The sequence below is a fragment of the Chryseobacterium oleae genome, from assembly GCF_900115055.1.
GTDB classification, from domain to species: domain Bacteria; phylum Bacteroidota; class Bacteroidia; order Flavobacteriales; family Weeksellaceae; genus Chryseobacterium; species Chryseobacterium oleae.
Window position 1 is genome coordinate 475541 of sequence record NZ_FOVD01000003.1, and the last position, 18905, is coordinate 494445.

The 18905-nt window shown below is 35.9% G+C and carries 17 protein-coding genes; 2 read left to right on the forward strand and 15 right to left on the reverse strand.

What is annotated here, in order from left to right:
- Positions 1-114 precede the first annotated feature (114 nt).
- The 13 genes from BM143_RS12795 to BM143_RS12855 form a co-directional block, all read right to left on the reverse strand.
- Entirely contained in the window at positions 115-1155 is a 1041-nt protein-coding gene (locus BM143_RS12795) for an MBL fold metallo-hydrolase (protein ID WP_090024831.1), read from the reverse strand.
- 171 nt (positions 1156-1326) lie between these two features.
- Positions 1327-2124: a hypothetical protein gene (locus tag BM143_RS12800; protein ID WP_090024832.1), complete on the reverse strand. Its 798-nt coding sequence runs from the start codon at positions 2122-2124 to the stop codon at positions 1327-1329.
- 168 nt (positions 2125-2292) lie between these two features.
- The gene (locus tag BM143_RS12805) at positions 2293-3579 is read right to left on the reverse strand and encodes a hypothetical protein (RefSeq protein ID WP_090024833.1); all 1287 of its coding nucleotides are present in this window, start codon (positions 3577-3579) and stop codon (positions 2293-2295) included.
- A gap of 106 nt (positions 3580-3685) precedes the next feature.
- A complete protein-coding gene (locus BM143_RS12810) occupies positions 3686-4336 on the reverse strand; it encodes an NADPH-dependent F420 reductase (RefSeq protein WP_090024834.1) in 651 nt (216 codons plus the stop codon).
- Between the two features lie 97 nt (positions 4337-4433).
- Positions 4434-5405: an MBL fold metallo-hydrolase gene (locus tag BM143_RS12815; protein WP_228430790.1), complete on the reverse strand. Its 972-nt coding sequence runs from the start codon at positions 5403-5405 to the stop codon at positions 4434-4436.
- Between the two features lie 41 nt (positions 5406-5446).
- Positions 5447-6580: a cytochrome P450 gene (locus BM143_RS12820; protein WP_139222036.1), complete on the reverse strand. Its 1134-nt coding sequence runs from the start codon at positions 6578-6580 to the stop codon at positions 5447-5449.
- A 40-nt stretch (positions 6581-6620) separates the two neighbouring features.
- On the reverse strand, positions 6621-8069 hold the full coding sequence (locus BM143_RS12825; RefSeq protein WP_090024837.1) for an aldehyde dehydrogenase family protein: 1449 nt from the start codon (positions 8067-8069) through the stop codon (positions 6621-6623).
- Between the two features lie 37 nt (positions 8070-8106).
- Entirely contained in the window at positions 8107-9099 is a 993-nt protein-coding gene (locus BM143_RS12830; RefSeq protein ID WP_090024838.1) for an amidohydrolase family protein, read from the reverse strand.
- Between the two features lie 38 nt (positions 9100-9137).
- Complete coding sequence (locus tag BM143_RS12835) at positions 9138-9737, reverse strand: NADPH-dependent F420 reductase (RefSeq protein WP_090024839.1); 600 nt, start codon at positions 9735-9737, stop codon at positions 9138-9140.
- A gap of 15 nt (positions 9738-9752) precedes the next feature.
- On the reverse strand, positions 9753-11420 hold the full coding sequence (locus BM143_RS12840) for a GMC family oxidoreductase (protein ID WP_228430792.1): 1668 nt from the start codon (positions 11418-11420) through the stop codon (positions 9753-9755).
- A gap of 309 nt (positions 11421-11729) precedes the next feature.
- On the reverse strand, positions 11730-12224 hold the full coding sequence (locus BM143_RS12845) for a YybH family protein (protein ID WP_139222037.1): 495 nt from the start codon (positions 12222-12224) through the stop codon (positions 11730-11732).
- Between the two features lie 333 nt (positions 12225-12557).
- A complete protein-coding gene (locus tag BM143_RS12850; RefSeq protein ID WP_090024841.1) occupies positions 12558-13142 on the reverse strand; it encodes a Crp/Fnr family transcriptional regulator in 585 nt (194 codons plus the stop codon).
- Positions 13143-13326: 184 nt separating this feature from the next.
- Positions 13327-14112: a hypothetical protein gene (locus BM143_RS12855; protein WP_090024842.1), complete on the reverse strand. Its 786-nt coding sequence runs from the start codon at positions 14110-14112 to the stop codon at positions 13327-13329.
- A gap of 538 nt (positions 14113-14650) precedes the next feature.
- Here BM143_RS12855 and BM143_RS12860 point away from each other — a divergent pair.
- On the forward strand, positions 14651-14968 hold the full coding sequence (locus tag BM143_RS12860) for a helix-turn-helix domain-containing protein (RefSeq protein ID WP_317041320.1): 318 nt from the start codon (positions 14651-14653) through the stop codon (positions 14966-14968).
- A gap of 13 nt (positions 14969-14981) precedes the next feature.
- Positions 14982-15308 carry a transposase gene (locus tag BM143_RS12865; protein WP_090025014.1) on the forward strand — a complete coding sequence of 109 codons (327 nt, stop codon included), beginning with the start codon at positions 14982-14984 and terminating at the stop codon, positions 15306-15308.
- Positions 15309-15522: 214 nt separating this feature from the next.
- On the opposite strand, the gene BM143_RS12870 is transcribed toward BM143_RS12865, so the two are convergent.
- Together BM143_RS12870 and BM143_RS12875 are read right to left on the reverse strand one after the other, a co-directional pair.
- Positions 15523-16938: an aminotransferase-like domain-containing protein gene (locus tag BM143_RS12870; RefSeq protein WP_090024844.1), complete on the reverse strand. Its 1416-nt coding sequence runs from the start codon at positions 16936-16938 to the stop codon at positions 15523-15525.
- Between the two features lie 697 nt (positions 16939-17635).
- Positions 17636-18742 (reverse strand): alkene reductase, encoded by a 1107-nt coding sequence (locus tag BM143_RS12875; RefSeq protein ID WP_090024845.1) that lies wholly within the window; start codon positions 18740-18742, stop codon positions 17636-17638.
- Positions 18743-18905 lie beyond the last annotated feature (163 nt).

Consider the following 18905-nt stretch of genomic DNA (forward strand, 5'->3'; position numbering starts at 1 on the left):
TAAATTTAACTATAATTTTTCCTTAACCTTTATCACGGTGAGGTTTTTCCAAGTGTCTTAAAGTCATCAGGAATAAATTGCTACGTTCAACAATCCTGCTGACTCTTTATATTACTAATCATCCCATTTTACATAGTTCAACATAGTCGATACATGACTTGGTCCCCACACATCTACTGCAGCGAGCCTATTACCCCATTTGGCAACAAGCTGGTCATTGCCTTCTTTAATGATTTTATCTAAATAGATATTAAACAATAAGAATTTATTGGTCCATCCAACATGGCTTGCAGCATCCCCCATTACTTTCATCATATCTGTTTCCTGATATAATTTCTTTACAATCTGATAAAGATCCATGGTGTATTCTTTAGCAATGACAACATCCTGTCTGTTACCTATTGCAGTAAGATGTCCCGCCAAAACAACATCAAAATCATAAGATAAAACTTTGTCAAATGCTTTTAGATAACCATACATATTATTGGACAAATCCATATTTTTAAAAGGCACATATCCGGGGGTAAACAGGTCAACAACCATAAGGAATTTATCTTTAGGAATGTATATTGCGAGTTCACTCTCATTAGAATGAAAATTGAGTTCCTTCAATTCAAATGTTTTATCGCCCTTTTTGAAGATAAACGATCCCGCAAATGATTTTGTAGGGACTAATCTTTTCTGGTCATTTTTTTCCTTTAAATAATCAGCAACTGGTTTAGCTGCAATAATCTCCAAGTTCTTTATATTTTTTAAATATTGGGAGCCTGAGATGTGGTCATTATGGGAGTGCGAATAAATCAAAGCAACAATAGGCTTGTCTGTCACCTGTTTTACCATTTTTTCAATATTCATTCCAAAACTTTCCGGTGCATCTAAAAGCACCACTCCCTGGCTAGTAACAACTGCTGCCGACTGCCATACTCCATCGGTCAAAACATAAATATGACTCCCAGGTTTTGTTTCCTCAATTGCAAAGCCAACTTTAGGGTCGATCTTATAAGATCTGTCTAAAGTAGTCTGTAATACCGGTTTGTATTGACTTAAATCTGTCGGTGTAAAATTTTGCATTAGTGGACGATAATCATCACCCGCATTTTGAGCAAAAACATGGTTTCCAATTAAAAAAGCTATTATTAAAAAAAATTGTTTCATTGTTGTTTTTTATAAATGATTAATTAATATGACAAATGTGGAGTTTAAAGTCACCCACACATACTAACATTGAATAAGAAAGACTCTAATCCACTTTAAAGGTTTTAGTGGAAAGATTAAATTTTTTGCCATTGTAGAGTAACTTAGAATATTTGCTACGAAAAAGAACGATCATAACTCACCAATAGATAACGAAGTACGGTAGTAACCTATTTTTCTCTCTATATTATTATTGAACATCCATGCATAAACTGTTAATTGCTGTCCGGCATTCATTTGAACCAAACCGTTAATGCTAACCGATGGACCTTCCTTTGCAGTACTGCTGGAAACGGAAAAAATATTTGTATTCGTCAAAACAGCGTTTCCATCTACCCGAACATCAAGATAAAGTTCATTTTTCTCCAACCCCCAGTTAATAGAGCTATCCACCAATAAATGTGTATTAACAATATAAAATCCTGTTCTTGGCGCTGTAAATACATTTCCTGAAAAATTATTTCCCACATCAAAGTTCTCATCAAAGGAAAGTTGAGTAGTGGGTCCTGAATCCGGACTATTATTGGCTGGGAGATTAGGACTATAAGTACTCACGTATCCTTTAAAACGTGCTTTTTGCACAGTACCCTGTACCACCACATTTCCATTTGCATCAACTCCCAGTCCTGATGCATCTAAAGTTGCTGTAGAAGAACTGTTCATTCCTGTAAATTTTAATCCTGATGAGCCAGCTAATCCCGATGAAATTTCTAATTTGGCAGTAGGATTTTCTGTGCCAATACCTACATTACCTGTCTGCTTTACAATGACATCATTTGCCTGTTGGGCAATACTACCGGTACCTGTTGCAGGGTTATCTTTTGCACCGTCAATATGCAAGATTCCCTGAGGGTTAGCTGTGTTAATACCAACCTGTGAATACGCTAATGTTACAGAAAACATACAGCATAAAATTAATTTTTTTTTCATATTTAAATTCTAAAAAGTGAAATAATTTGAAAAAGTGAATTTGTTGATTTAACACCCTCCAATTGCCTGCAAAAATCATATTTTTTCACATAATTCATCTATACCAGTTTTTACATTTACTTAAACCAGTTTTCTATAACAACACTCTAATATTTTAAAACTTAAAAATTATATGATCGGTGTCTTCCCGCCATTGCTCACATTAATAGCAGCAGAATTCTCACCGGACGCAATAACCTCACCTCCTATTTCTATCTGTTTTACAATTCCGCCATCTACACTGTAGGTGAAAACATTATCTCCAAATGTTTGAAGGTTACCTCCGATTTTTATCTGATCTACCTCTCCGCCTTCCTTAATACTCAAAGAAATTGCCGGAAGAAGTATATTTTTCCCCTTTACCAGTGAATTGCCTACTCCTCCATGGGTAGCAGCATTTTTATGAACAGTAAGCTTACCTATTTTTTTACTGATCTGTATTGCGACTGCACCGTCTCCAAATGTACTTACAGAATCAAATGTAACATTCTCTATAGTCCCATCGTATTGATTGTATCCTCTGGCACCCAAACCATAGGTCTCTAAAGGCGCATTTGCTGTAAAGTTTTCAACGATCCCAAAATTTACAAAGCCTACACCGCTGGGTCCATACGAAATTACAGGTGCATTACAGGTCCAGTTTTTCACTTTACCCCATGTATCCAGAACCATATCATTCACACCATAAGTGATAATTTCACCATTGTGAACAATTTCATTAGCATCGGTACCATTCGCAATAAATATGGCCGCTGTAATAAAATCAGCAACTCCCGAGGGGATCTTGCCATGAGAGTACACGGCGTTGGTTTGCAACATTTCAATAATGGTTTTACCTCCCTCATCTCCAAATCCCGCAATAAAAATCCCTGAACCTGAAACAGGAGCATTTTTTCTGCCTATAGAAATATTTTTCGCGGTCAATGTTATTTTACTCTTTTCAGAACTGCTGAGGTTGTAGATGGTCAATGCCCCTTGTAAAACATTCACCCCATATTTTTGGGGCTGCTCGAGATAGTTTCTCGAATCGGATGCAATGATATCTATGCCTTCTATCGTAATGTCTGCATTTTCAAATTCATCCTTTGTTATAAACGAAAACTGTCCGCTAATCAGTAGATTCTTAAATAAAAAATCCCCCAGATTACTTTGGGTAAAAGCACTGAAAACAGCCTTTTTATTAACTGCGGCATGTATATTCAGATCAGCGATCGTGTTATTGGCAGATAGCCCGATACCGTCATTATTATCAAAAGAAAGCAACGGAAACTCCCCATTTTCATACATTTTCCCTTTTAGTGTACTTCCTTCAGGTAAAATTACACTGTAAGGACAAAGGAAACTTTTTTCAATTATAATTTCATTTGCATTTTCTTTAACCGCTGAGAGGAGTTGATTAAAATTACTTACTTTCATTTTTTCAATTTAAAATTAGTTTTATCAATATTTAATGCCAGGAGGCATTTCTTCCCCTTGGCATTTATAAACTCATATTTAACGCCCGCCAGGACGTTTAATCTTATTATAATTTAGATTTTGCTTCAGAAAGAGTTACCGTTTTACCTAAGCCCCCTGCTTCGTGTAAATCTCCAAAAACTTCAATCCTGGCCGATTGGTTCAGTCCCCCTATTCTCACAGGATCAAAACCATTATTCATAATAAGCTGTTCTACAATAGAGTCAATACTTTCATCATCGCTTGCATAAAATTCTACCGCTTTTTCTGGTGTTTGAAAAGATGCAGACTGAAGCGTACCGGCAAGTAAGGTCCCAAATGCCTTTACTAATTTCGCACCCTTCGGCAGAGATCCGGCATTAATTTCTCCTGCAGATTCGTCTTCTCCGATGATTTTTTTAAAACCACCATTCCCGTCCGGAGCAATTGCATTGGATGGATCTACTATAATCTTGTTTTCAAGATACGTTGCATTATCCTTTAAGAATCCGGAGATAGCTTGAAACGGTACGGCAAGAATTAAAACATCTGCCGCTTTCACCGCGAGTGCAACAGAATTTGCCTCAACAGAGGAACCTAACAGAGCTGCAAGATTCTTTGCCTCTTCTTCGTTGCGATCCGCCACTATATAGGAAGTATTGGATTTTAAAAGATTAGAAGCTAACGCTTTTCCAATGTTTCCCAAGCCAATGATGGCTACTTTTTCATTTACTGACATAATTTTTAAATTTTGATATTGAATTAATAAATAAAATCAGGAAACTTTTTTTGCAGAGTTATAGATTTATTTCCATTAGCTTATGCTGCTATTTTTTTCACCAAACTCCACGTCTATGGTTAGAAACCCATCGAAACATCCCTAAAATATTCAGCTTATTCATCGCGTCAAAACCACCCCATTTTTTTACCTCTTCTGTGAACTTAACGTTTCTGTATAGCTGATCCCAGCTTTGCCCTTCACGAACTAAATTCAAAACCTGCTGGTGAAGGCTTACAATATACTCTCTCTCTTCTCTGATGTCATCAAGTGTTGCCATAGTATAATGTCCCACATCAATATAATCTACATCCTGTTTCAAGGCCCAGTCTAAAGTTTCTATCCAGCCATCATAATAAAAATCAAGAAAATCATTATAAGGCATTGTTTTCGACTCTCCTACGTCCGTCAGCTGGAGAGCTTTATATTGGGGAAATAATACTACAGACATGCTATTAGAATGACTTGGTGCAATATGTTTAACAATAACCGTTTCGCCTCCCAGCTTTATGGTTAATTGTTTATCATAAATAATGTCGGGAACAGCTACGGGCAGTTTTTCCCCAATAATTGGTTCCAGTCCGTTTTTGTGGATTATAATTTTGGCGCCAGCCTGCTGAAAAACTTGTGATCCCCCTGCATGATCATAATGAGCATGGGTAAGAATAACATATTTCACCGGAACATTAAATTTCTTTTTGATCTCATCTTTGAGCCAGATTGCTGCTTGTGTGAGTGCTGGGTCAATAACAATGGCACCTTCATGTGTAATAAGTACCAAACCACTATGCAGAGCCGGTAAAGTACCATTAGTATGCCGATAAAGATTTCCTTTAACTTTTATGAGGGTTTTCTCTAAACCAGCATCTGGTTTTCCAAAAATATCCTCCAAAACTTCGTGATTATCATAAAGAGATTTATCTACAAACTCAGGTCCACTAAGATGTGGGTCTAACTGAGCCTTAACATTTCCAACTAATAAAATTAAAATAATTAAAGGAAAATAGGAAAGCTTTTTTTTTGCGCTCACGTTTATATTATTTTTTGTTTGAATTTCAAATAATTAAATGGTTATAAAATCACTTCCAACTTCATCAGATCTCTTGAAGTTATATTACTAAACCATTTTTCATTCATAATTTTTGACATTGGAAAATTTTCCGAAAATACTCCAAATATTATTTCTGCCTGCATTTTAGCTATGTATGGGCCGACACAGTAATGAATTCCTCTGCTAAATGACAGATAATCTTTTAAGGGATCTTCTCCGTTTTTATTATCATAATTTGCAGAAGAAAGCATCGCTATAACAATATCTCCCGTACGAAGGTCAGATCCACTAAGGTTAGTCTCTTTGTGTACATATCTTGGAAAAGCACTGTTAGCAGGTGATGTACGAAATAAAACTTCATCAACAATATTTTTCACATTCAGTGATTCACCTTTTTTGTGATTTTTATTTATTATGATCTGACGTAAACCTTGACTGATCAGACTAGCTGTTGTACCGCTTCCTGCCATAAACAAAAGTAAGCTCATACTTAAAATTTCATCATATGTGAGCCCATCTTTAAGTAATACGGAGATTATGGATCGTTCATCCGGATGCTTTTCTTTATCAAATATAACCTTGCTAATTAAAGAATGGAACTCCATCACTTTGGGAAGATATTCTGGATCTGTCTTTGCCATTTGTAAAGCTATTCCATACCCGGGTAATTCCCTCTGCCATTTTAATCCTAACATTTTAGCAATTACTTTTACAGGTATCAAATAAGAAAGTTCGGTTACTAAGTCGTGTTTTTGTCCACTTTTCCAATCAACAAAAACTGCCTTCACTTCTCCGGTTATATAATCCCTATATGTTTCCAATGTTTCCGGAGTAAAGAAGCGTTCTAATGATTGTTTCAGTCTTTTATGTTTATCTCCATCATTTGCCAACAGGTGAGCTGGAGTAGGAATTGCCTTTGAAAAAGGGTTATTCTCATATGATTGATTCATCAGAGCGGGGCTTACTTTAAAAATCTCTCCCTCTAATAACACAGACTCTACATCTTGTCTTCTCGTAACTATCCAAACTTTAGGACCATTACGTAATTGGTGAGGATACAGCCCTTTCAACTCTCTTATTGGAGCTAATATATTATCTGGATTTGTTGCGAATTCTACCGAACTAAAATCTAATTGATTATTCTTGAGATCCATATTCTTCATTTTTACTTTTACCTCTTCTGAAGTTACTTATCTACAAAATACCTGCCTGATGAAATATGTGCTTATGCTCAATAAAGTCATGCATAGCCGCTAACCCATTTAGTCTGCCTAAACCACTTAGCTTGTAGCCTCCTTCTTCAAATTCGTCATTGACCTGAGCCCAGTTATTTATCCAAACTGTACCTGCCTCCAGTTCTTTTGCAACCTTTAAAGGTAAATCTACGTTTTGACTCCAGATAGATGCAGCCAGGCCGTATATGTTATCATTTGCCAATTCAACGGCTTCTTCTGGGGTATCGAAAATTTGTAAGGTAGCAACAGGTCCAAAAGTTTCTTCCTGAATGATTTTCATCTTATTGTCATTAACCTCCAGTAAGGCAGGCCGGTAAAACGCTCCTGCAGATAAAGGTCCTTCAGGGATTTTTCCACCACGTACCAAAACTTTTGCCCCTAAACCAATTGCTTCTTCAACGATCTTATCTACTCTCTCTACATTCGCTTTGTCTATCATTGGTCCCATATCAGATTCAGGATTGCTTGCAGGCCCCGGTTTTACATTCTCCAGTCTTTCAGAAAATGTTTTTATGAAACGATCTGCAATACCTCTCTGAACTAAAAGACGGCTCCCTGTCATACAAAACTGACCTGCAAATACCGTAATTGCTTTTTCGAGTACGGGAAGTGCGGTTTCCAGATCTGCATCATTAAATACCAGCATTGGTGTTTTTCCTCCAAGTTCAAAGCCGAAACGTTTTAAATTACTTGCCCCATTCCGCATCAAAATTTTTCCGGTTGCAGTACTTCCTGTATAACTTATTGAAGGTACATCAGGTGATTCGATCATTAAAGCAGCTCCTTCACTTCCGCTTTCTGTAAATTGGTTGATGATACCTTTGGGTAAAGATTTAACCGATTCAAAAATTTCATTGATTGCACGATTGACCTGTGCGGTTTGAGAGGGCATCTTTATTACTGTACTGCATCCGGCAGCCAAAGCAGGAGCTAGCGAACGGATCATCAAAATAACGGGTGAATTCCATGGAGCAATAATCCCGGCAACCCCAATGGGCCCTGACAATACCATGCTGTAGGAACCTGCTCTGGTCTCTAGTGCTCTCCCACTTTCAGCTAAAGTCAATGCGGCATAATAACGTAATTTGGGTGGTACTAAATTGAATTCAAATTCTGCTTCTCCCCTGATTTTACCATTTTCAAGGCATAATATGTCAATTAATTTTTCTTGGTTGTCTTCAAAAGCTGCAGCGAGTTCATTGATTACTTTGTATCGTAAATGTCGACTGTTTTTCCAGTCACTTTCTTTAAATGCTCTTTTTGCTGCTTCAATGGCACTACGAGCCTCAATAGATCCTCCATCAGCATAAGTTCCTATTTTTTCTCCTGTTGCCGGATTGAAACTATCTCTATGGTGATTGCTGTCAACCCACTCTCCATCAATCCAATTAAGTGCTATTTTATTCATAATCCTGTTATTTTAGAAAGGTTTATATTGGTTCAAATTATAAGTTGAATAAATTTGCGGCGTTGGTTCTTCCAATTTTGATCCGGTCATTTCTACTAATTAATGTCTTATCAAACCATTTACTGGCAGTCTTCATACTTTCGTATGGATAATCTGCAGAAAACATAACTCGATCAACTCCTATTTCACTAATGGTATTCAGCAGTCCTTTAGTGTGAAAATGTCCACTGGTAGTAATATAAAAGTTATTATTAAAGTAGTCACTTACTTTCTTTTTCGCCTTTCCTAATCCTGTTCCTTCATGCTGCATATTTAAACGATGTTCGAGCCTTGGAAGCATAAAAGGTAGACCTTCCCCTAAATGTCCCAGTATGACAGTAAGGTTTGGATATTGGTCAAATAGCCCACTGAGCATAAGGCGTATGGCATGGGTTGCTGTCTCATGTGCAAATCCCCATGCAGAGCCTATTAAAGAAGAATATCCTTCATAAATACGACGTTGAGAAGCTAAAGGCTCGCGGGGATGAAGGTATACCGGTACATTAAGTTGTGCCACACGATCCCAAAACTCCCATATGGGTTCTTCATCCAGATATTGAGCGGTATTTTCATCTCCTATATTGGTATATCCGTTTACCAGAGCTCCTTTGAATCCAAATTCTTTTACAGCCCGTTCCAATTCGTTTGCAGCTTCTTTAGGTGACTGTAAGGCTACAGTAGCAAAGGCCTGCAATCTTTCAGGATGTTTTGACGTAAAAACTTCATAGATTTCATTGTTTGTTTTCACCGCGAAATCTACTGCTGTATTTTTATCAATAATTGACTGTGCTCCAGGTGAAGTGAGCGATAGAATGGATACAGCGATACCTGCTTCATCCATTTCATCTAATCTTCGGGAAGTATCCAACAGTCTAAAATCTACATCAGCCATGTAACCTGCTCCGTTTCTGGCTGATTCTCCACTGGAATCCCAGAGGCTATTATTAAGCGATGTGGTTAAATGTTCTTCTAAAACTATTTTATTTTTCATAAAAGTTTATTCCAATTTTGTGATTTAATGTGACAGGGCTAGAGAGGATAGCTTATAAGATTTTTAAGACTGAGTGGACCAATAATCAATTGCTGCAACATTCCTCCTTCATTAAGCTTACCTAAATAAATGCCTTCAAATCCGAAGTCTTTAATTATCTCCCCTATTTTTGTATTCGCTTCCTGATGATTTCCAGAAAAAAACAACACCCGACTTCCTCCTTCGAGGCTTGGATTTTCTGCCATTCGCTGTACGGGTAATGTATTGAATGCTTTTACCACCATGGCCCCTTTTAAGTAATCCGAAACCACCTCTGAAGAGTTTCTTCCATTAGTATCAATCGGTTTTATATCGGGCATGGTAACTGCATTGGTCGCATCAATGACTATTTTGCTATTCCAGTCATAACCGGAAACAGCATCTTTTACATTTTCAAATGGCACCGCTATAAAAACCACATCTGTAGCCACGGCATCTGCTACACTACCCGCTTTTATGCCGGTTCCCATCTCTTTTACGGCCTTCTCCAGGGTATCAATATCAGATTTGCCGCTTATAATAATATCATATCCTGCTTTTGAAGCATGTGCAGCAAAAGCTTTGCCTACTCTTCCTGATCCAATTATTCCTATTTTCATTTTTTTACTTATTTTTTAATTTTTATTTTTAATTTCATCTGCAATTTTTTCTGCCATCATGATTACCGTTGGATTAGGCGCTGCAGATACGGCATCCGGAAAAATAGATGCATCCACGACTCTTAATCCAATAGTTTTATAGACGTTTCCTGAAAAATCCACTACCGCAGTCTCATCACTTTCCAACCCCATTGGAGCGGTTGAAAACGGATGATGATATGTATCTATTGTTTTTTTCATTGATTCAAGGATAGCATCATCAGTCTGCGCCTGATCTCCGGGATTCAATTCCTGTACAATCATATCTTTTAATGGGGATGTTTTACCGATCTTACGTGACAGTTTAATTCCCTCCAGCAAGCGTTTTCGATCTTCTTCTTCTCTCAGAAAGTTAAGATCAATAACCGGAGCCAAATTCGGATCTTTGCCTGCTAATTTTAATGTCCCTTTTGATTTTGGATTTGTCAAAGCTACGGCTAACACAAAACCAACTTTTGTAGGGCTTTGGTCGTGAGGAAATAAATGAGTGGCGGTGATGTGTAAATCCAATTCTCCATTTTTAGCATAAGAGGAGTTTGTCCATATTTTTGCACCAATAGCCGGTGTCTGTACACCAATTTTATCGGGGTTGGCCGCATAAGCATTGTAATAAAAAGGATGATCATATAATTTCTGACCAACAGGAAGTTCAGCTATGACACGAATTCCCAGTGCCTCCAATTCTTTTTTCGGGCCAATGCCTGAACGTAATAAAATGGCTGCACTACCATAAGTTCCGGCAGAAAGTATGATTTCCTTGCCTTTGAAAATCCTGCCATCTGCCAACTGTATTCCTTTTGCTCTGTTTTTTTCAAAAATAATTTTATCGGTTAGTGCTTCTCCTACTACCGTCAAATTTTTCCGGCTGCGAACTTCTTCATTCAAATAAGTCATCCCGGTATTTACACGAATACCATTTATAATGTTCATAGGATATGCTCCCACACCTTTCTGTTTATCTGCGTTAAAGTCTGTGATTTCTTCAAATCCGCCTTCAACAGCTGCATTTATAAAAGCGAGTTGCATCGGACTTATGTCTTTTTTTGTTTTTTGAACTATCGGGAATAAGCCATCGTGACCGTGCCAATTAGTATCCGGTATATTGGAGGTTTCCATTTTTTTATAATAAGGAAAAACGTCATTCCAGGACCACCCTTTTATATGATACTTTTTTTCCCAACGTTCAAAATCCCCGGGTAAAGAACGTACCGCAACAGCACCATTTACAGAAGAACTTCCTCCGAGCGTTTTGCCCCGAACTACCGAAACCGGTTTTTCTACATACCCTGGTTTACTTTTATATCCCCATTCATAACGACTGTCTCCATTGGCGCCCAGAATATCGCTGTTTGCCAGGATATCGGGATATCCTTTTGAGTCGAAAATAGGACCTGCTTCTACAACCAATATTTTTTTTTTCTGGTTTTCTGATAAACGGTTTGCCAAAACTGATCCAGCTGATCCGGCTCCTATAATAATATAATCGTAATCAACATTGGTTGCCAAGACATTTACGTTTTGTATTATTTTTTTCTGCCCGTCCACCTGAGATGGCAGTATTGAGACGACCAGTAACATCATCCGTCCTACTTTTTTCCATACCAGCCTGAAAGTACTTATACTTTGATACACATCTGTTTTCATTTAATGATTTAGTATTTATTATTGCGGAACAGTGAAATTTAAACATATCCATTTTTAAAAATGCTGAGCATCTCAATTTGATCAAAAAAAGGCTTCAGCTGCAGGTTTACATTCAATATTTAACTGTAAATTCGCTTTCATTTCTTTCATTACATTGTTCTGAATATTTTGAGACAAATCATCTGGAACTTTGTAAATATTCTTGCATTCTAGTTTTTCTATATCAAACTCCTTCATCTAAATTGTGAAAATTAAAAAGCAGAAGCTAAATCTGTGATCAGCTTCTGCCTGTCTATGAAACAAAATAGTCTATTTACTAGATTTATTAAACATATAGCGGGTGATCTTCCATTCGCCATTCTTTTTTTGCAGAAGAAAGAATTCTCTATTTGCTTCAGAACCCGTTTCTCCATTGGCATGAATTAAAACTGTTCCTTTTGAAGAGGTACGAACAAAAGCAACATCTCCGCTCACTATGATCTCCTCAATGGTAAATTTTACCGTTAATTGTATCATTTTGAATATGGATGTGTAAGATTCTTTTAATTCTTCTGTTCCTGTAGCGGTAGGAAGAGTGGTGGGCATAAACATACCATCTTCTCCATACACCTGTAATACTTTGTTTACATCTGAAGTGTTTAATGCATCTTCATATGTCATTAAAACTTTTTCAATTGCCTGTTTTTCTGTCTGTAAATCCATTGTTTGTGTAATTTGTTTATTTATTCCTTTTTTTGTTTGTCCTTCAGCAAGGTGTCCTGTCGTTAATAAACCCATGCTGATAATTAATGTTAAATATTTCACAATTTAAATGTTCAACGAGTAGATGCAGTATTTGCGAGTTTCAATCCTGATCTGTAAACTATATTTATACTTTACTTAAATATTCTGATAACAGAACCAATTGTATCCTGTCTATTTTCCACATGCCGATTTGTGCTGACACCATTTAACCGGTAATAGGTTGGTGTATAATCTGGTACAGTGGGCAATAGAGTAATGTAATTTTACTCCTTATATTGGATTATACCATACCAGGTCAGATACGTTGTATTACAAAGCTAGGTACTCTGAGCTGACCATCCCTGATCCAGTTTGATTTTTTCTTTATTCCAGTTTTGAAAAAAAATTCGGTTATTAACGCTTGATTGATCTGCTTCTAATCCTGCTCAATGACTGTGGTTTTATCCCCAGATAGCTCGCAATGTGCTTTAGAGCAATGGACTGAAATATTTTAGGGTATTCGGAAAAGAGGTTATTATATCTTTGTTCCGGTGAGAGATACAGCAGATCTTCAAATCTTTTTTTAGTTTCGAAATACATTATTCCTGTTATTTTTCTGCCGAACTCCCGCCAATAATCCTCCTTCTGATAAAGGGTTTCCAAATCATGTTTAGATAATAAAAGTATATCTGAATCTTCCATTGCCTGTATATTGATCTTTGAATCCATATTACACAGAAAGCTTTCATAATCTGAAAAAAGATGATTATCAAAGTAAAAATTAAAATTGATCTCACATCCATTGTCATTCAGGTAGTAGCTACGCACCACTCCTTTTTTGAGGAAACCTACATGTTTGCAAAAGTCTCCTTCTTTCAAAAGAAACTGATTTTTTTTATACTTGATTTCTATCAAATAAGAAGATAGTTCATTATAATGCTCCTCGTCAAGCTGGAATAACAATCCCTTTTCTTTGTGTTCATTTGTATTGTCTTTCATAGCGATATAATAGTGGATTTAGTCTCATATTAAAAAATACCCAAGGCACGAATGCTCTCAGGTATCTGTCAAAAACCAATAATAAAGTCCAAAAACGATTATGTTTAAATGATATTTGAAAAATTAGTGGGAACAATTTTCATCATTTCGATTTAGAATCACATAGCTTTTTATATGGTTGATTTTAAGAAGAAGGCACAGCAAAAAGATAGTTTTCACCATTATTTCCAACCTGTACATTCGGAGGTGAGAACCCTACACTATCTACGACCTCAGTCCACAAGTACAAAGTAACAGAAGCGCTGGTAACATCTACGGGAATCACTCCATTTAAAAAAGAGTAGCCTCCCGCATATACAGCGGTCGTTGCAGGAGCCAGCCACCCGGAAACAAGTCTGCTCGCCAGATAATTATATCCGGTACTAACAATACTGCTGTTACTGCTGCTCAGGGTTAGCCGAACCCATTTATTTCCACTGTCATCAGCACTTTTATTGCTTAGCAACAGCTCTCCCACATAAACCATCCACTTCCCTTGTGTGAGTGTTATTTTGTGCCCTATAAGCGTGTTGGACGATATACCCACTAGATTTGGATTTAGCTCTCCAAATGCAATTGGGTTGGCGACATGAACATTGGTCCATCTTGCTCCTCCTAAATTATCGCTTACCAAATACTTTCCCTGCCCCTGGGTTCCGTCTATCATTCTAAAAGCACTTCCGGGAAAATTACTGTTAACCTGTAGTTTTGACAAAGGAAGTGCTGTATTTATACCTACGTTTCCATTATCCAAAACCGTCATCATTTCTGATCCTGAAGCATTGTTTATTTCAACGGCTTTACTTAAAATATTACTTCCTTTTGACACAACATCCAATGCTGCAGAAGGGGTGGCTGTATTTATACCTACCTGCCCAAAAACGGCATAAGAAAGCATAATACACTCTACCACGAATAATTTTTGATTCATTTGTATTTAATTATTTGAATTGTGTTTTTTGTCAATAAACAGTTCCTAAAAGTCTGAAAAAAGATGTATTTTATCAGGGATTTTTTTCCTCTTTATTTTCAGTCCTGATTCTATTAATCAATTCCGTTTATTATAGTGCTTTTAAGTAGTACTTATTTTCGAGCGTAAAGAAATTACATTTTTTGATTTAGCGCCTAGACCAGTTTAAAACTTTCTATCAGACCAGGATTTTTCGGTTATTAATGAATCTGTAATCACCCTATTGATTTCAAACAAACTGGTTATTTATAAAAATAAAACTGGATCAGATTTTTATAAAAAAAACTAACTTTTTTTGTATGCAAATATTTTTATGAAAAATGTATTGATTTATACATTGATGAACATGAAAAATTCAAATTAGAAGCTATTTATTGAGATGATTTTAACCAAAAACATCCACTTAGGATCATTGATGGAGTATCGCGCTACAGAATCGAAAATTGAAATTAGTTACCTGTGTTCTCATTTTAAATGTTCTGAAAAAGAAATACATCAAATGTACTCACAAACTTCTTTAGATTGTGATACACTTCTTAAGTGGTGTAAATTATTGAATTATGATTTTTTCAGACTATACTCCCAGCATCTCATCTTGTACTCTCCAACCGATTTACTAAGAAAAAACAAAATTAAAACACAAAAAACAAATCTTCCCCAATTCAGGAAAAGCCTTTATACAATAGAAATCATAGAATTTGTATTGGGACTGCTGGAATCTGGCGAAAAAAGCAGACAACAAATCATACAAGAGTATAATATTCCTAAGACTACTTTATATAAATGGATCAATAAATATCCTTCCAACGGAACATGAAAATATGTTACAAATGAAAAATTCAGAGCCAGATTATAAACGAATTTATACAGACCTAATTGAGCGCAAGCAACCTAAAAATTCACAGAAATGCCTAAAGATATTATCAAAAAAAACACTATCCTACCTAGATATTATAACTATTAATGATTTAATCAGTGAAAACAATACCAAAGAAGCCAGAATACAGAATCAAAGGCACAGATCGTATAATCAGGCTGCAATTTTTGAAATTCTGAACTATCAAAAAAATAATTATTTAAACAACAAAGAATTAGCTCTTCATTTTAATCTTAGCAGAAACACTGTAGCTAAATGGAAAAAAATGTTTTCTGTTTAATAGATAATAACTTAAAAAATGTAAAGCATCAGTCTCATGCTGTGCTTATTATTCTCTCATCGAGTTTAGTTTTAATTTTTCATGATGTTAGTTTCTTTAGTTTCCATTAGCGGGATGAGACAAGTAGAAAGCCTTAATCGGCTTTCTTTTTGTTTTTATTTGAAATAAAAAATCACTTAACACTATCATTTGCTTTAAGAAAACAACCACTGATTTACAGGAATTTTGCCAGAATTTTGATCCCCTGTTCTAATTTATCTTCTTTTGCAGAACCAAAACTCAAAAAAAAGCCTTTCCCTGCAAATTTGTAATAATCAGAGCTGATAATTTTTATACCATTTAACTCCAAATCTTTTGATATCAAATTGTAATCTACCGTTTCTTTATGAGGTACAATCCAATAACCAAGACCCAGGTCCGGCTTTTGATAAGTGATTTTATTTTTAAGGTATTTCTGTAGAACGGTATCCACAAAATCTCTTTTTGCTTTATAGAGCACCACAGACTTTTTTAAGCATTTGGTAAATATTCCGTCCCGGATTAAATTAAAAAAAACCCTTTCCATAATACCATCCCCACTAATATCAATCATCTTTCTGAGTCTCGCCACTTTCCCAATAAAATCATGGCTTCCTACCATGTATCCCATCTTTAGAATAGGACTTACTGATCTGCTGAACGTTTCGATATACACATAATTCATAATATTATCAGTGCTGCATAAAGGCAGGATAGGTTTGTCTGTATAGTTCAGATCTATACAATAATCATCTTCAATTATATAAAACCCATATTGATTGGAAAGATCGATGAGCCTTTTACGCCTTGCATTACTTAAAACCGCCATTGTTGGAAACTGGCCGTTGGCACAAACATATACAGCTTTTATTTTATTTCCTTCCTTAATATATTTTTCAATTTCAGATGTGAGAATTCCATCCTGATCAACACTAGCAAACAAAACAGTTGCCCCCGCATATTTAAAAGTATCCCAGGCAAGACTATAGCCCGGATGTTCCACAATAACACAGTCATTCTCACTTAACAGACATTGTGAAACTAAGAAAAGGGCCATTTGACTCCCTCGGGTGATACAGATATTATTCTCATCACTTACGATTCTTCTTTGCTGATTAAGCATTTGTGATAAGGCAATTCTAAGTTTTTTATACCCTATCGCCTCATGATTATAAATCGCTATTTTTTGCTTTTGAATTCTTTTTAATACTGATCTATACTCTCTCACCAATTCTCCTACAGGCGAAAAAAAAGGATCCGGAAGGCCCTGATCAAAGGCCAATTTATTCTCTTCGTTTTCATAGGCATAATTATAAATATTCTTTTCACTAAAATTATTTTGCTTATGATCCGGTATATCGGCCACAAATATCCCTACCCTCTGTTTGGAAATCACCCATCCTTCATGCTCCAGAAAATGGTAAGCTTCGATAACCGTATTTCTATTGGCATTAAACAGCAGCGCTGTTTTCCGGCTTCCGGGTAAAAAGTCTCCGCTTTTCAGCATTCCCGATTGTATTGCTCCAATTATGGTTTCAGCAATCTGCATATAAATAGGAAATTGAGACAATCTCTCATCTATTTTTAAATCTAATTTCCAACGTCTTAACATTAAATAACTGTATTAAAAAATTATATATTATAAAAAGCAAGATTTTTACCTATTCCTGTGGCATCAAGAAGTCGGCGGCCAATACATCACAATATTCATTTAGTTGATTTAAAACCTTCAATCATAGTTATTTTAGGATTACGGTTTTACTTAAATCAAAGTATAAATATCACTCAGATGATCAGATATAAAAATCTGCTAAAGCTATGCTGGGTTTGAGTTCTCATGTTGTTCCGCCTGTTATCTGTAATGTTAATACGGTGTTTATATATCGCTCTTTATGAACGTCCGATAATTGAATGCGTAACAATGTGGTATTGAAAGAGAAAAACTCTTTATCCCTGGTTACAGTAAAAATATTTATATGCGAAGTCATTTCTTCTACCTGGTTCTTCTGATCGAATGGGGGTCATAAGGAAATATAAAAAAATCTTCATAGTGCTCAGTAAGCGCACGTATAAAAACTGTCTGAACACTTCTTATGTTCAAATATAGTAGCTTATAAATGTTTTTTTCTTCATTGTGTGTTTAGATGAAAATAAATCAAAAAAGGGAAGTTAAATTTTATCTTTAGCCCACAGACCAGTTTATTTTTTTTTAGCATCCAGTTTAAATTTTGAAATAAAAAAAACGAAAAATATTATATTTAATCCGTTTTTATTGATCCCCAATGGTTACTGGAAAATGTTATTTGTTTCTATTCTTTCTGATAAGGTTTATAATCTGTATATCCTTCCTTGTTACCCCCAAAATATAATTCTTTTCTAGATGGGCTCAGTTCCCAGTTATTTTCCATTCTTTCCGCTAAATCAGGGTTTGAAACGAATAAATCTCCAAAAGCTGCCATATCTATAATGCCAGTATCTATTAATTCCATGGCTTTCTTTTTATCTAGGCCTCCCGCAAGAATAATAATCCCGTTGTACCAACTTCTGAACTCTTCCATAAAATGATGAGGCATAACATATTTCCCACCAACACTTTGATTCATAATGTGAATATATACCACCTCCCTGTTATCCAACTCTTCGGCAATAAATTTATAGGTGTCTTTTACTTCTGTTTCATCAAACGCAGGCATATCTCCAATCAGACCGAAGGGCGATATACGGACAGCAACCTTATCAGAACCTATTTCAGCGATACATGCATCAACAACTTCCAATAAAAACCGGCTTCTTTTTTCTATAGTCCCTCCATATTCATCTGTGCGATTATTAATCATTGGGTTTAAAAATTGTTCTATAAGATAACCATTAGCCCCATGAAGCTCCACCCCATCGAATCCTGCACTTATCGCATTTTTAGCAGCGTTTGCAAAATCTTTAATAATTTCTTTTATCTGATTCGTGGTTAATGCCACAGGTTTTGACGCTTCTACAAATCCTGGCTTCCCACTTTCATCTAAACCAAAAACCATTGTTTGTGCACGCTGATCCGAAACTCCAACCGGATTTTCGTTTATAGGTAAAGTGCTAACATGAGAAGAACGTCCAACATGCCAGATCTGACAGAAAATTTTACTCCCTTTTTCGTGGACAGCTTTGGTGACCATCTTTGCGCCTTCTATCATTTGATCAGTATATATACCCGGCACATAAAGGTATCCTGTAGAAGTAGGAGAAATTATAATGCCTTCAGTAACTATAAGTCCGGCTCCGGTTTTCCCGGAACGTTGTGAATAATACTCGGCATTCAATGAGTTCAGTATCCCGTCTGGATTTCTTGCTCTTGTCATGGGAGCCATTACAATCTGGTTAATAAACTTAGCGTTCTTTTTTTCAAAAAAATTAAATAATTTCATTGTGTAAAATTTCTTTTTTACAAAGTTACCGCGATTAAATGGGCAACATGTGATAAAAAATCACACAAAAATGGTAAAATTCCGAAATTAAAATAATTATGCCCCGTTCTAAAAAAGTTTATCCAATGAGATTTCCTCATGTCTTTTAAATCCAGTATTGTAC